This window comes from Dyella sp. 2RAB6 (assembly GCF_052115385.1).
Classification (GTDB): Bacteria; Pseudomonadota; Gammaproteobacteria; order Xanthomonadales; family Rhodanobacteraceae; genus Dyella_D.
Map to the genome: position 1 here is coordinate 359910 of NZ_JBFRGP010000004.1, position 14259 is coordinate 374168.

Genomic DNA, 14259 nt, shown 5'->3' on the forward strand with positions numbered 1-14259 from the left:
CTGCGTCGGAGGTCTGGTCCAAACAAAAGCGCCGCAGCGTAATCACGTTGCGGCGCTTTGTTGTTACGGCCTTTCAGGCTGCGAGCATTACTTCAGCTCGAACCGGTCCAGCTCCATCACCTTGCCCCACGCCGCCACGAAGTCGTGCACGAACTTCGCCTGTGCATCCGCGCTGCCGTAGACCTCGGCGACCGCGCGCAGCAGCGAGTTGGAACCGAACACCAGGTCGGAGCGGGTGGCGGTCCACTTCAGTGCGCCGCTCTTGCGGTCGCGACCCTCGAACACGTCGTGCGACACCGCCTTCCACTCCGTGCCCATGTCCAGCAGGTTGACGAAGAAGTCGTTGCTCAGCGTCCCCGGGCGCTGGGTGAACACGCCGTGGCTGCTGTGGCCGACATTGCTGTCGAGCACGCGCAGGCCGCCGACCAGCACGGTCATCTCCGGCGCGCTCAGCGTCAGCAGCTGGGCCTTGTCGACCAGCAGCACTTCGGACGGCACGCTGTAGCGCTGCTTGAGGAAGTTGCGGAAGCCGTCGGCGACCGGTTCCAGCACTGCGAACGATTCCACGTCGGTCTGTTCCTGCGTGGCATCCATCCGGCCCGGCGCGAACGGCACGGCAACCTCGACGCCGGCCTTCTTCGCCGCCTGTTCGACCGCGGCGTTGCCGCCCAGCACGATCAGGTCGGCCAGCGAGACGCGCTTGTCGCCGGACTGCGCTGCATTGAACTCGCGCTTGATGCCTTCGAGCAGCTTGAGCACCTTGGCCAGCTGTTCCGGCTGGTTCGCCGCCCAATCTTTCTGCGGGGCCAGGCGGATGCGCGCACCGTTGGCGCCGCCGCGCTTGTCGGAGCCGCGGAAGGTGGAGGCCGAAGCCCACGCGGTGGAGACCAGCTCGGCCGTCGACAGGCCGGAGGCAAGCAGCTTGCTCTTGAGCGCGGCGATGTCCTTGCTGTCGATCACTTCATGGTCGATGGCGGGGATCGGGTCCTGCCACAGCAGCTCTTCGGCCGGCACTTCCGGGCCGAGGTAGCGGGCGCGCGGCCCCATGTCGCGGTGGGTGAGCTTGAACCAGGCGCGGGCGAAGGCGTCGGCGAGCTGCTCCGGATGCTGGTGGAAGCGGCGGGAGATCTTTTCGTAGATCGGATCGATGCGCAGCGAAAGATCCGTGGTGAGCATGGTCGGGCGATGCTTCTTCGACGCGTCGTGCGCATCCGGGATCACATCGCTGGAGTCCTTGGCCACCCACTGGTGCGCGCCGGCCGGGCTCTTGCTCAGTTCCCACTCGTAGCCAAACAAGTTGTCGAAGAAGCCGTTGCCCCACTGGGTCGGGGTGGTGGTCCAGGTCACTTCCAGGCCGCTGGTGATCGCATGCGAGCCCTTGCCGCTGTTGTAGCTGCTGCGCCAGCCCAGGCCCTGTTCCTCGATGCCGGCACCTTCCGGCTCCACGCCCACGTGGTTGGCGGGGCCAGCGCCGTGGGTCTTGCCGAAGGTATGGCCGCCGGCGATCAGCGCCACGGTCTCCTCGTCGTTCATCGCCATGCGGGCGAAGGTCTCGCGGATGTCCCGGGCCGCGGCGAGCGGGTCGGGCTTGCCTTCCGGGCCTTCCGGATTGACGTAGATCAGGCCCATCTGCACGGCTGCCAGCGGGTTGTCCAGGTCGCGTTCGCCGGAATAGCGCTTGTCGCCGCCCAGCCAGGTGGTCTCGGTGCCCCAGTAGACGTCTTCCTCCGGCTCCCACACGTCCGGACGGCCGCCGGCGAAGCCGAAGGTCTTGAAGCCCATCGATTCCAGCGCGACGTTGCCGGCCAGGATCATCAGGTCGGCCCAGGAGATGTTGCGGCCGTACTTCTGCTTCAGCGGCCACAGCAGGCGGCGCGCCTTGTCCAGGTTGCCGTTGTCCGGCCAGCTGTTGAGCGGAGCGAAACGCTGCTGGCCGGCCCCGGCGCCTCCGCGGCCGTCGCCGGTGCGGTAGGTGCCGGCGCTATGCCAGGCCATGCGGATGAACAGCGGGCCGTAGTGGCCGAAGTCGGCCGGCCACCACTCCTGCGAATCGGTCATCAGCGCGTGCAGGTCGCGCTTGAGCGCGTCGTAGTCGAGCTGCCCGAAAGCCTTGGCGTAATCGAAACCGCCTTCCATCGGATCGGACAGCGGGGAATGCTGGTGCAGGATTTTCAGATTGAGCTGATTGGGCCACCAATCCTGATTGCTGGTGCCGCTCTTGCCGGCGTGGTGGACGGGGCACTTCGACGCTTCGGAAGTGGGTGTCGTGCTGTGGGGATCTTGGGTCACGGGAGATTCCTTCTAGTCGGAGTGGCTGGCGTCGGCTGGCTTGCCATCTGAATCTACGCAGATAGGTCTCTTAGGTGAACTAGATTGTTCTTATTATTCCCATAGCCTCTGGCTATGAGTCAGTCGGCCTCGGGCGCGATCAGCTGCAGCGCCATGTCGTGTGCCGCCTGGCGCACTTCTTCGACGAAGGCCGGATCCTCGATGGTGCGCGCGAGCACCATGCCGCCCACGCACAGGGCGGTGATCGCCAGGCCGCGCTTGCGCGCTTCGTCGCCTTCGAAGCCTTCCAGGCCGCCGGTCATCATGCTGGCCATGTGCTCGACCAGCTTGCAGTACGCCAGCCGCGCCTGGGAGCCTGCACGCGCGGTGTCGGTGGGCAGGGCGATCAGCGGGCAATGGCCTTCGACGTCCTGCAGGTGCGCGTTGGAAAGATAGATGTTCACCATCTGCTGCGCGCAGGCCGTGCCTTTCGCTTCCGGATCGAACTCGATGCCGCTCCAGCGCTGCGACGGATCGAAATGCATATAGGCCTGGACGGCTTCCGCGTACAGCTCTTCCTTCGCCTTGAAATGGTTGTAGAAGCCGCCGCGGGTCAGTCCTGCCTGACGCATGATTTCGTCGATGGAGACCTCGGAGAAGCCGCGGCGATTGAACAGCTCGCGCGCGGATTCGACGATGCGTTCGCGGGTTTTCTGCTTGTGTTCGGCGGTGTAGGGCATGGCGGCGTCATGCAGGGGAGGGGGAACCGCGCAAGCGTACTCCCGCCACAGAATATGTTCTTGAACATATGTAGTCAGGCGGCAGACTTCGTCGTCATCCCCCTGGGGCTGGAGCCCCTCACCTGATGGAGGCATGACCATGAAGCTGTACTACGCAGAGACCATGAACCCGCGCAAGGCATGTGCGGTGGCGAAGTACCTCGGATCGCCGGTGGAGTTCATCCGGGTCGATCTGGCCAAGGGCGAACAACGCTCGCCGGCGTTCCTGGAGCAGAACCCGAACGGCAAGGTGCCGCTGCTGGTCGACGGCGACCTGCGCCTGTGGGAGAGCACCGCGATCATGGCGCACCTCGCGGTGAAGGCCGGTTCGGATCTGTGGCCCGCCGATGCGGCCAGCCAGGTCGAAGTGCTGCGCTGGCTGTCCTGGGATATCGCGCACTTCTCGCGCCACGGCAGCTCGCTCTACTTCGAGCACATGATCAAGCCGTTCCTGGGGCTGGGCGAACCGAACGCCGCCGCGGTGGAGGAAGCCACCAACTTCTTCCGCCGCTTTGCCGGCGTGCTCGATGAGCATCTGGCGACGCGCGATTATCTGGTCGGCGACAAGCTGAGCATCGCGGACTTCGGCGTCGGCGTGCTGCTGCCGTGGTCGACGAGCGCGCATCTGCCGGTGGCGGAGTTCCCGCACATCGTGCGCTGGCACGAGCGGCTGATGGCCTTGCCGGCGTGGCGCGAGCCGTTCCCGGCGGCGATTCCCGCGGCGGCCTGATCTGCTGAGTTGAACGCTATCGCCTCAAAGCAATGCTTTGAGGCGGCCAGGTTCGATTACGTATCGCCTCAAAGCAAGGCTTTGAGGCGATACAACACCTCCAGCGCCTCGCGCGGCGTCAGCGCATCCGGATCGACTTCGTCCAGCGCGCGCTCCGCCGCCGATGGTTCCGCCGGTGCGAACAAACCCAATTGCGGCGAACTGTCCGCCTTCGGCTTCAGCGCCGACGCATGCTGATGCATGCCGCGCTCCAGCTCCGCCAATGTGCGCCGCGCATCGGCGATCACCGACTTCGGCAGGCCGGCCAGCGCCGCCACCTGCAGGCCGAAGCTGCGGTTGGCCGGGCCTTCCTTTACCGCATGCATGAAGACCAACTGGTCGCCGTATTCCACCGCGTCCAGATGCACGTTGGCGATGCTGGGGTATTCGCCGGGCAGTTCGGTCAGTTCGAAATAATGCGTGGCGAACAGCGTATACGCGCGGCTGCTCGCGGCCAGATGCACCGCGGCGGCGCGCGCCAGGGCCAGGCCGTCGTAGGTGCTGGTGCCGCGGCCGACTTCATCCATCAGCACCAGGCTGTCGGCGCTGGCGTTGTGCAGGATATTGGCCGTCTCGCTCATCTCCACCATGAAGGTGGACTGGCCGCGCGAAAGATCGTCGCCCGCGCCGATGCGGGTGAAGATGCGGTCGATCGGGCCGATCGCCGCGGCGCTGGCCGGTACATAGCTGCCGATATGCGCGAGCAGCACGATCAGCGCGTTCTGCCGCATATAGGTCGACTTACCGCCCATGTTCGGGCCGGTGATCACCAGCATGCGGCGCGCGTCGTCGAGCTTCAGGTCATTCGGCTCGAACGGCTCGGCGCGCACTTTCTCCACCACCGGATGGCGGCCGCGCTCGATGTGCAGGCCGGGCTCGTCGGTCAGTACCGGCTCGCTCCAGTCCAGGCTGGCGGCGCGTTCGGCCAGGTTGGACAGCACGTCGAGCTCGGCCATCGCGGCGGCGGCGGATTTCAGCGGTTCCAGGCGCTCGGTGAGCGTATCGAGCAGCGCTTCGTACAGCGCGCGCTCGCGCATCAGCGAGCGCTCCTTGGCGGAGAGCACCTTGTCCTCGAAGTTCTTCAGTTCTTCGGTGATGTAGCGCTCGGCGTTCTTGGTGGTCTGGCGGCGCGTGTAATGGGTGGGCGCTTTTTCCGATTGCGCCTTGCTGATCTCGATGTAATAGCCGTGCACGCGGTTGTAGCCGACCTTGAGCGTCGGGATGCCGCTGGCGGCTTTCTCGCGCTCTTCCAGTTCGACCAGGTACTGGTCGGCGTGAGTGGACAGGCGGCGCAGTTCGTCGAGTTCGGCGTCGTAGCCGTCGGCGATGACGCCGCCGTCGCGCTGCAGTACCGGCGGCTGCGGCACGATCGCCGTGGCGAGCAGGGCGGCGTTGTCGGCGTGGTCGCCGATGCGCTCGACCAGGCTGTGCAGCAGCGGGCTGTCCAGCGCGGCGATCTCGTCGCGCAGCAGCGGCGCGGCGGCGAGGCCGTCGCGCAGGGTGGACAGGTCGCGCGGGCGCGCCGAGCGCAGCGCCACGCGGGCCAGGATGCGTTCCAGGTCGCCGATGCCGCGCAGGCGTTCGCGCAGGCTTTCGTAGCCCCGGCCATTGATCGACGCGTTGTCCAGCAGCGCACGGATCGCCTGGTGGCGGCGACGCAGCGCGTCGCGCGCGCGCAGCGGACGGTTGAGCCAGCGGCGCAGCAGGCGCGCGCCCATCGGCGTGACGCTTTCGTCGAGCACGCCGAGCAGGGTGTGTTCGGTGCGGCCGCTGGGATGCGTATCCAGCTCCAGATTGCGGCGCGTAGCCGCGTCCATGGCGATGGTTTCGCCGGCGCTTTCCACCGCCATGCCGGACACGTGCGGCAGCGCGCTCTTCTGGGTTTCTTCCACATAGCCGAGCAGGCAGCCGGCGGCGGCGATCGCCAGCGGCAGGTTGTCCACGCCGAAGCCGCCGAGGTCGCGCGTGCCGAAGAAACGATTGAGTTCGCGCCGCGCGGCGTCGGCATCGAAATGCCAGGGCGGACGCCGGCGCAGGCCGGGCAGGGTGCTGACCAGCTTGGGCCAGGCCACCGCTTCGTCGACCAGGGTCTCGGCCGGCTGCAGCCGCGCCAGTTCCGCGGCCAGCGCTTCGGCGCTGGGCACTTCGCTGAGCAGGAAGCGGCCGCTGCCCAGGTCCACCCAGGCCAGGCCATAGCTGGCCTGCGGGCCAGCAGCGATCGCCAGCAATAAATTGTCGCGGCGTTCTTCCAGCAGGGCGGCGTCGGTGACCGTGCCCGGCGTGACGATGCGCACCACCTTGCGCTCGACGATGCCCTTGGCCAGCGCCGGGTCGCCGATCTGCTCGCAGATCGCCACCGACTCGCCCAGCCGCACCAGCTTGGCCAGATAGTTCTCCAGCGCGTGATACGGCACGCCCGCCATCGGAATCGGCTGGCCGGCCGACTGGCCGCGCTGGGTGAGCGTGATGTCCATCAGCCGCGCGGCCTTGCGCGCGTCGTCGTAGAACAGCTCGTAGAAATCGCCCATGCGGAAGAACAGCAGCACCTCGGGGTGCGCGGCCTTGGCCGTCAGGTACTGGCGCATCAGCGGGGTGTGGTCGAGATAGGCGTCCGTCATCGGTATCCGTGCATTCCGGTGGCTGCTCCGGCGTGAGTCGGCCGCAGCTGCGTGGCGGCGCCGGAAGGTGGAGCGAAAGCGTCGAAGCATACGGCCTGGGGCAGCAGCGCACGAGGGGCGCGGCGCAAGTGACTGACGCGACAGGTACCTTGCAGGCCTGCCGGCGCGCAGCGGGGCATTTCAAAAACGTCGCGTGAGTTCGTCCTCCGGGGGTCTTTACTCACTACACGAGCGCTTCGCTTGAACATCCGTCTCACCGTCTCCGATGGCGGCGCCTTGAAGCTGGCGCCAGGCTTGCGCCGCCCTGCGCCCGCCGCACCGGCGCGCGGCTGGCTCGCCTCGCTGCGGCAGCGCCAGGACTGGCCGCGCGCGCCGCGTGCCCGCCTGCGCGAAGCGGCCAAATACCTGGCCCGCGCCTTGTGCCTGCCGTTGCTGCACGGCGCCTACCTGCGTTTCGTGCAGGGCGATGCGCGCATGCACGCCTGCTGCCGCCGCGACCCGCGCCTGTTCGAGCGCCATCTGCATCGCTTCGTCAACGACCAGTGGCGCCGCCGCGACCGCCTGCGCGCACTGCACGCGCATTACCGCTTCGTGCTGGCCAGGCTGCCCGCGCCGCTGTTCGACGCGATCTATGTCGAAGGCGGCGTGCCGCTGGGCCTGCTGGCGCTGAAGGATGGCAGCGAGCTGGTGTTGAGCCTGCAGCCGTCGATCGACAAGGGCTGCGAAGGCGAGCTCGGCATCCATCTGGAAGAAATCGGCGGCCGCACGCTGTACCGCGTGGTGTGCACGGTGATCGACGACGGCCGCACGCTGGCCATCGGCTGCCTGCAGGGGCCGGGCGGCGCCGATGCGCGCGAGGTGGTGCGCGAGCTGACCAAGCAGATGCACGGTCTGCGGCCCAAGCAGCTGATGCTGGGGCTGGCCTGCGCTTTCGCGCGCCATGCCGGCATCGGCCGCGTGCTGGGCATCGCCAATCAGGCCCACCCGCTGAATCGCCGCCGTGCCGGACAGTTCCAGGCGGACTACGATGCGTTCTGGACGGAACAGCACGGGGTGGCCGAGGGCGACTGGTTCGCACTGCCGGTCGAGCCGCCGCGCAAGAGCGAGGCGGACGTGCCCAGCCATCACCGTGCCGCGTTCCGGCGCCGCGAGGCGCTGCGCATCGCCGCGGAGGGCGTGCTGACCGCCGCGCTGGGCCGCGCGGCGCCGCACGTCGAGCTGGCCGCGTCGCCCGCGCCGCGCGCCGCCGCGTCGTTCATGCCCTTCTTGCCGCAGGAGCCCGCGTGGATACCGTGAGCACCCCATCCGATCAGTCCGGCACTCGCTCGGCGACGCACGTCGCGCGCCTGGAAGAGCTGTGCCGCACGCATCACCGCGCGCTGCTGGCGTTCCTGCAGTGCCGGCTGCAATCGCTCTCCGACGCGCAGGAAGTCGCGCAGGAAGCCTACGTGCGCATGCTGACGCTGGAGCGCCCGGAAAGCGTCGACGACCTGCGCGCCTATCTGTTCCGCACCGCTTCCAACCTGGCCATGGACCGGCTGCGCCAGCGCGGCATCCATGCCAGGGCGGTCGACGAAGTGATGATCCGCGAACCGCAGACCGCACCCCCGCCGGAGCGGCGGGCCATGGCTGTCGAACGCCTGCACGGCCTGCGCCAGGCCCTGGGCGAACTGCCACCGAAAACACGCGAGGCCTTTATGGCGCACATGATCGAAGGCCTGGATTTCCGCGCGGTGGCGAATGCCATGCGCTTGAGCGAGCGCATGGTGCGCTACCACGTTACGCGGGCCCTGGCGCATTGCCGCGCCCGGGTCGACCAGCTGGAGGAAGGCTGATGTCCGGCATCACGACAATCGAAGAAGCGCGCCTGAGCGCCGCCGCCGACTGGTGGCTGCGCCTGCGCGAGCCGGAAGTGTCCGAGGCGACGCTGCTGCAATGGATCGCCTGGTCCGCACGCGAGGAGAACCTGGCCGCGTTCGAGCGCCTCGGCGCGCTCGCCGACGATATGGAGCATCTGGACGACGCCTCCCGCGATGTGCTCCGGCGCGGCCTGCCAAGCCCGCAGCGTGCGAAGAAAAGCGCGCGTCCGTGGCTGCCGCTGGCGCTGGCCGCGGGCTTCGCGGCGGCGGCCACCGGCGGCTACCTGGCCTGGACCCTGCTCACCGCCACGGTGGCACGCGACTACGCCAGCGAAGTGGCGCAGCGCCAGGACGTGCGCCTGCCGGACGGCACCCAGGTGGTGCTGGGCGGCGCCTCGCGCATCGCCGCGCGCTTCGACAGCAACCTGCGCAAGGTGGAGTTGAGCGAAGGCGAGGCGTTCTTCCAGATCGCCCCGGACGATATGCCGTTCGAGGTGCGCGTGGGCGAAGTGCGCATCCGCGACGTGGGCACCTCGTTCGACGTGCGCCGCGGCGGCGACCGGGTGATGATCGAAGTGGCCGAAGGCCGCGTGATGGTCAACGCGCCGGGCGCCGTCAGCGTGCAGGAGGCCACGGCGGGGCAGCGCATCGTCTTCGTGCCGGGCGCGGGGTTGCAGATCGTGCAGTCCGATCCGGCACGGACCGCGGCCTGGCGCGAGCATCGGCTGGAGTTCGACAACGAGCCGCTGGACGTGGTGGTGGCCAGCCTCAATCGCTACAGCAAGCGGCCGGTGCGCATCGCCGACGCGAAGCTGGCCGCGCTGGCCTTCACCGGCACCATCCGCACGGATGCGATCGACCGCTGGCTGGAAGCCTTGCCCCAGGTACTGCCGCTGCGCGTGGACATGCGGCCTACCGAGGTGGTGCTGAGCAGCCGGGAGCCGGTCGCGCGTCAGTAAAGGGCAAGCCTGGCCGGTATCTGTCTGAATCGATGCCGGCCCTCGCTCATAAGAAGAATTCCTAATGAATTGTCGACCATGTCACACTCAACGTTTTCGTCGGGGAAGCGGCGTAGGACATGGGTCGTTTGGGTTGGCTGTTCGCTTGCGGCTGCATGGTGGCGTCGCCGTGGTCGCCCCATGCAGCCGCGGCGAACGATGACAGCGCTGTCCCGGCCAGGCTGAGCTTCGCCATCGCGGCCCAGCCGCTGGCGCCGGCGCTGATCGCCTATGGCGGGCAGGCGAACGTGCAGGTCCTGGTCTCCGGCGAGCTGGCGGCCTCGCTGCGCGCCTCGCCGGTGCAGGGCCAGTTCGCCCGCGAGGAGGCGCTCGACGCGCTGCTGCGCGGCACCTCGCTCACCTATCGCTTCATCGGCGCCACCACGGTGGTGATCAAGCCGGCGGCCCCGTTGCCGCCGGGACATGCCGAGCCGCCGCCGGTGCCCATCACCAATCTTGCGCCGGTGCATTCCGTGGGCCTGTTCGCCAACGGCTACCGGACCGAATTCGCCAGCGGCTCGGCGCGCCTGGATGCCGATCCGGCCGACCTGCCGCAATCGGTGGGCGTGGTCACCCGGGACCTGATGGATGCGCGCCAGGACCGCACCGTGCCCGATGCGCTGCGCACCGTGGCCGGCGTGCAATACCTGGACACCGATGTCGGCCTGCCGCAGTTCCGCATCCGCGGCTTCCGCGCCGGCAACGGCCTGACCGACGGCATGCCCAATGCCGTGGTCGGCGTCGGCGACATGCCGCCGCTGGTGGCGGTGGAGCGCATCGAGATCCCGCGTGGCCCGCAATCGATCCTGGGCGATGTCTCGAGCAGCAATAATTTCGGCGGCCTGATCGGCCTGGTCTTGAAGAAGCCGCAGGCCACGCCGGTGCACCGGTTGACGTGGGCGCTGGGCAGCCATGGCGATACGCAGCTCGACGGCGATTTCGCCGGCAAGCTCGATGGCGACGGACACTGGCTGTACCGCGCGGTGTTCTCGGTCGACCGCACCGACCGCTCGCCGCAGGGCTACGCCGGCCGGCGCACCAACTACATCGCGCCCTCACTGGGCTGGAACGGCGGCGATACGCAGTGGATCGTCGGCCTGTCGCGCATGGTCAACCGCTTTCCGATGCCGGACCACGTGACCTGGGTGGACGACACGCCCTCGACGGCGACGCCGCGGAACCTGCTGCTGGGCAATCCGCAGGACCACTCGCAGTTCCGCACCACCCGCTACTACTACCTGTTCGAGCACGCCTTCGACGACACCTGGTCGTTGCGCAGCCGCGCGCAGTACGTACACGAATCCAGCATGCAGCAGGCCTGGTGGGTGTTCTTCCCGACGGTCGAGCCGCCGGCCTACGCGGTGGCCGACAAGTACCGCTACACCGATGCGTACTACACGCTGCAGAACGAACTGGTGGCGGCGTTCTCGCTAGGTGTCACGCATCACACGGTGATGCTCGGCTTCGACTACTCGCGGGCGCGTGTGGGCCGCTACGAGGACGTGCAGGCCTCGGTCGGCGACGGCAGCATCGACATCCTGGGCGGTGAACGGCTGCCGCCGGTGGCGTCGCTGACCTCGGACCAGGCGATGAGCCCGTTCGGCGCGAGCAAGTTCACCTTCTCCGGCGATCCATGGGTGACCGACAGCGGCCTGTTCCTGCAGGACCACATGCAGTTGGGCGAACACTGGAACGCGCTGGTGGCGATCCGCCGCTCCGCCTACGTGCTGTCGACCCAGCACCGCGACGGCTCGCCGTGGGTGCGGCGCAAGGCGCAATGGGTGCCCAATCTCGGCCTGGTCTACAAGCCGGTGCCCGGCGTGGCGCTGTACGCCAGCCTGTCGCACGGCTTCCAGCCCGACACCGTGCTGGGCCGCAACGGCAAGCCGCTGCTGCCGGTGCTGTCGCGCCAGCTCGAGGCCGGCGCCAAGTTCGACCTGGTCCAGGACAAGGCGCGCCTGACCGTGGCCTGGTACCGCATCGCGCTCGATCGCAGCACCGACCTGATCTCCTCGAAGCCGCCGTACTTCGGCTATCGCGGGCCCGGGCAGACCAACCAGGGGGTCGAGGCGGAGATCAACGGCCGGCTGGCGCCGGGCCTGGACGTCAGCGCGAGCTACACCTATGCGCGCGTGCACAAGCACGACGGCTCGCTGGCGCAGGGCGCGCCGCGGCATCGCGTCGATGCATGGGCGAGCTACAGCTTCGATCCCGCCGCGCGCGCCGGCTGGGGCGTCGGCGCAGGGCTGCATGCGCGCAGCTGCGCCAATGGCCTGCTGAGCGATGGCCAGACCGTGTTCCGCAATCCCGGGCAGTACAGCCTGGACGCCAACATCTTCTATCGCGCGCCGCGCTGGAGCGTGACCCTGGGCGTGCGCAACCTGCTCGGGCGGCAGCTGCGCGCGGAGGATTTCGACGACAGCTTCGTGCCGCTGGTCGAGCGGCGCAGCGTGCTGCTGAGCGGCAGCTACGATTTCTGATCGAGTCCGGCTCAAGTCCGTGCAAGCTCAAGTCCGTGCAAGGTCAAGTCTTGGCCCCCGCGTGCATAAGGGGTAGAACAGCCCGCTTCGCACCTTCGCCCCCGGTGCGCCCGTTTCCCGTGGAGCCTTCATGTCCTTGCCCCCCTTGCCCCCCTTGCCGTCCGTGCCCACCGACGCCGATCTCGCCGCGCTTGCCGGCGAGGTGGCCGCGGCGGCGCTGGCTGCCAAACTCATGCTGGTCACGGCCGAGTCCTGCACCGGCGGCTGGATCGCCAAGGCGCTGACCGACCTGCCGGGCAGCTCGGCCTGGTTCGACGCCGGCGTGGTCACCTACAGCTACGAGGCGAAGGAAGCGCTGCTGGGGGTCAATCCGCGCACGCTGGAGCGCACCGGCGCGGTCAGTGAAGAGACCGTGCTGGAGATGGTCTCCGGCGCGCTGGCGCGCTTCGGCGCGGGCATGGCGGTGGCGGTCACCGGCATCGCCGGCCCCAGCGGCGGCACCCCGGACAAGCCGGTGGGCACGGTGTGGATCGGCTGGAAGCGCCGCGGCGGCTACGCCCACGGGCGGCAGTTCCACTTCGACGGCGACCGCGAGGCGATCCGGCGCCAGACCGTGGCCGCCGCCCTCGTCGGCGTGCGCAAGGCGCTGACCGACTGATCGGCTTTCGCCTACACAGGCAGGCTTGACCGGTATGGGATACTGCCGGTCTGCGTGATCGCAGCCCATGAGACACGGCGGGCGCATCATGCTCGTCACTTAACCGCCACTCCTCACGCATTCGGGATACAAGACGATGGATGACAACAAGCGCAAGGCGCTCGCTTCCGCCCTCGGCCAGATCGAGAAGCAGTTCGGCAAGGGCGCGGTCATGCGCATGGGCGACCGCACCGACGACGCCATCGAAACCGTGTCCACCGGCTCGCTCGGCCTGGATATCGCGCTGGGCGTGGGCGGCCTGCCGCGCGGCCGCGTGGTCGAGATCTACGGCCCGGAATCCTCGGGCAAGACCACGCTCACGCTGCAGGTGATCGCCAACTGCCAGCGCAACGGCGGCACTGCCGCCTTCGTCGACGCCGAGCACGCGCTGGACCCGACCTACGCCGCAAAGCTGGGCGTCAACGTGGACGACCTGCTGGTGTCGCAGCCGGACACCGGCGAGCAGGCGCTGGAAATCGCCGACATGCTGGTGCGCTCCGGCGCGGTGGACGTGGTGGTGGTCGACTCGGTCGCCGCGCTCACCCCGAAGGCGGAAATCGAAGGCGAGATGGGCGACTCCCACGTCGGCCTGCATGCCCGCCTGATGAGCCAGGCGCTGCGCAAGCTCACCGCCAACATCAAGAAGTCGAACTGCCTGGTGATCTTCATCAACCAGATCCGCATGAAGATCGGCGTGATGTTCGGCAGCCCCGAAACCACCACCGGCGGCAATGCGCTGAAGTTCTACGCCTCGGTGCGCCTGGACATCCGCCGTATCGGCGCGGTGAAGAAGGGCGAGGAAGTGATCGGTTCGGAGACCCGCGTCAAGGTGGTCAAGAACAAGGTGGCGCCGCCGTTCCGCCAGGCCGAGTTCGAGATCCTCTACGGCGAGGGCACCTCGCGCGAAGGCGAGATCATCGAGCTGGGCGTGGCGCAGAACCTGATTGAGAAATCCGGCGCCTGGTACAGCTACAAGAGCGATCGCATCGGCCAGGGCAAGGAGAACGTGCGCCAGTTCCTGCGCGACAACCCGGCCATCGCCAACGAAGTGGACCGCGAACTGCGCGCCCGCCTGCTGGTGAGCAACAGCGGCAAGACGACCGCTTCCGAGGAAGCGCTCGAGGAAGCCTGAGCCTGATGGCTTGAGCTTGATGGTCCGTGCGGCCGGGCGTTTCAGCCCGGTCGCTGCCTGGGCGAAGGCCGGCAGATGAAGTCCCACGGGCTTTCAGCTGGGCGATCCGCACGGCCAGGACCCAGGCTCCGTCAACATGCGCCGTAAAGACGACAACGACGACAAGCCCCGGCCCAGCGCCTACAACAAGGCGCTGGGCCTGCTCGCGCGCCGCGAGCATTCCCGCCGCGAGCTGGGCCAGAAGCTGCGCCGGGGCGGCTACGAGGGCGAAGAGGCCGGGGCGGCGCTAGACCGGCTCGGCGAGCAGCACTACCAGGACGACGACCGCTTCGGCGAGCTGCTGGTGCGCAGCCGCTCCGCCCAGGGCTACGGCCCCGCGCGCCTGCGTGCCGAACTGAAGAGCCACGGTTTCTCCGATGCGCGCATCCGCGCACTGCTGGATGCCGCGGAGGTGGACTGGGCCGCGTCCGCCGCCGCCCAGCTGCGCCGCCGCTACGGCGGCAAGCCGGCTGCGGACCTGGCCGAAAAGCAGCGCAGGGCGCAGTTTCTCTTGCGTCGGGGCTTTGCCGCCGCCACAGTAAGAGGTCTTACCCACGCCGAAGTGGACGAGTTGGCCGACGAAAGCGACTGATCGCCCGGCTGCGTCGCGGCGTGGCCTG

General features: G+C 68.4%; 11 protein-coding genes. 8 read left to right on the top strand and 3 right to left on the bottom strand.

Translation table 11 applies throughout. The annotated features are described in order from the left end of the window. Nucleotides 1–87: 87 nt before the first annotated feature. Together katG and AB4083_RS09500 are read right to left on the bottom strand one after the other, a co-directional pair. The gene (gene katG / locus AB4083_RS09495) at nt 88–2289 is read right to left on the bottom strand and encodes a catalase/peroxidase HPI (RefSeq protein WP_441607545.1); all 2202 of its coding nucleotides are present in this window, start codon (nt 2287–2289) and stop codon (nt 88–90) included. Between the two features lie 119 nt (nt 2290–2408). Next, nucleotides 2409–3008 carry a TetR/AcrR family transcriptional regulator gene (locus tag AB4083_RS09500; protein ID WP_441607546.1) on the bottom strand — a complete coding sequence of 200 codons (600 nt, stop codon included), beginning with the start codon at nt 3006–3008 and terminating at the stop codon, nt 2409–2411. 139 nt (nt 3009–3147) lie between these two features. Between AB4083_RS09500 and AB4083_RS09505 the strand changes: the two genes are divergently transcribed. Then, the gene (locus AB4083_RS09505; RefSeq protein ID WP_441607547.1) at nt 3148–3777 is read left to right on the top strand and encodes a glutathione S-transferase family protein; all 630 of its coding nucleotides are present in this window, start codon (nt 3148–3150) and stop codon (nt 3775–3777) included. Between the two features lie 68 nt (nt 3778–3845). Here AB4083_RS09505 and mutS read toward each other — a convergent pair whose 3' ends face one another. After that, nucleotides 3846–6434, bottom strand: coding sequence for a DNA mismatch repair protein MutS (mutS, locus tag AB4083_RS09510; RefSeq protein WP_441607548.1), 2589 nt, complete (start codon nt 6432–6434; stop codon nt 3846–3848). 240 nt (nt 6435–6674) lie between these two features. Here mutS and AB4083_RS09515 point away from each other — a divergent pair, with 240 nt between their 5' ends. The 7 genes from AB4083_RS09515 to AB4083_RS09545 all read left to right on the top strand — a co-directional run bounded on the left by AB4083_RS09515 (nt 6675) and on the right by AB4083_RS09545 (nt 14231). After that, the gene (locus tag AB4083_RS09515) at nt 6675–7730 is read left to right on the top strand and encodes a VirK/YbjX family protein (RefSeq protein ID WP_441607549.1); all 1056 of its coding nucleotides are present in this window, start codon (nt 6675–6677) and stop codon (nt 7728–7730) included. Beyond that, the gene (locus AB4083_RS09520) at nt 7727–8269 is read left to right on the top strand and encodes an RNA polymerase sigma factor (protein ID WP_441607550.1); all 543 of its coding nucleotides are present in this window, start codon (nt 7727–7729) and stop codon (nt 8267–8269) included. The genes AB4083_RS09515 and AB4083_RS09520 overlap by 4 nt, the downstream gene beginning before the upstream one ends. Further along, a complete protein-coding gene (locus AB4083_RS09525; protein WP_441607551.1) occupies nt 8269–9252 on the top strand; it encodes a FecR family protein in 984 nt (327 codons plus the stop codon). Before AB4083_RS09520 ends, AB4083_RS09525 begins: the two co-directional genes overlap by 1 nt. A gap of 119 nt (nt 9253–9371) precedes the next feature. Beyond that, nucleotides 9372–11771 carry a TonB-dependent siderophore receptor gene (locus AB4083_RS09530; RefSeq protein WP_441607552.1) on the top strand — a complete coding sequence of 800 codons (2400 nt, stop codon included), beginning with the start codon at nt 9372–9374 and terminating at the stop codon, nt 11769–11771. Between the two features lie 130 nt (nt 11772–11901). Beyond that, nucleotides 11902–12429 (top strand): CinA family protein, encoded by a 528-nt coding sequence (locus AB4083_RS09535; protein WP_441607553.1) that lies wholly within the window; start codon nt 11902–11904, stop codon nt 12427–12429. Nucleotides 12430–12565: 136 nt separating this feature from the next. Then, complete coding sequence (gene recA, locus AB4083_RS09540) at nt 12566–13600, top strand: recombinase RecA (protein WP_441607554.1); 1035 nt, start codon at nt 12566–12568, stop codon at nt 13598–13600. A gap of 136 nt (nt 13601–13736) precedes the next feature. Continuing rightward, complete coding sequence (locus AB4083_RS09545) at nt 13737–14231, top strand: regulatory protein RecX (RefSeq protein WP_441607555.1); 495 nt, start codon at nt 13737–13739, stop codon at nt 14229–14231. Nucleotides 14232–14259: the final 28 nt, after the last annotated feature.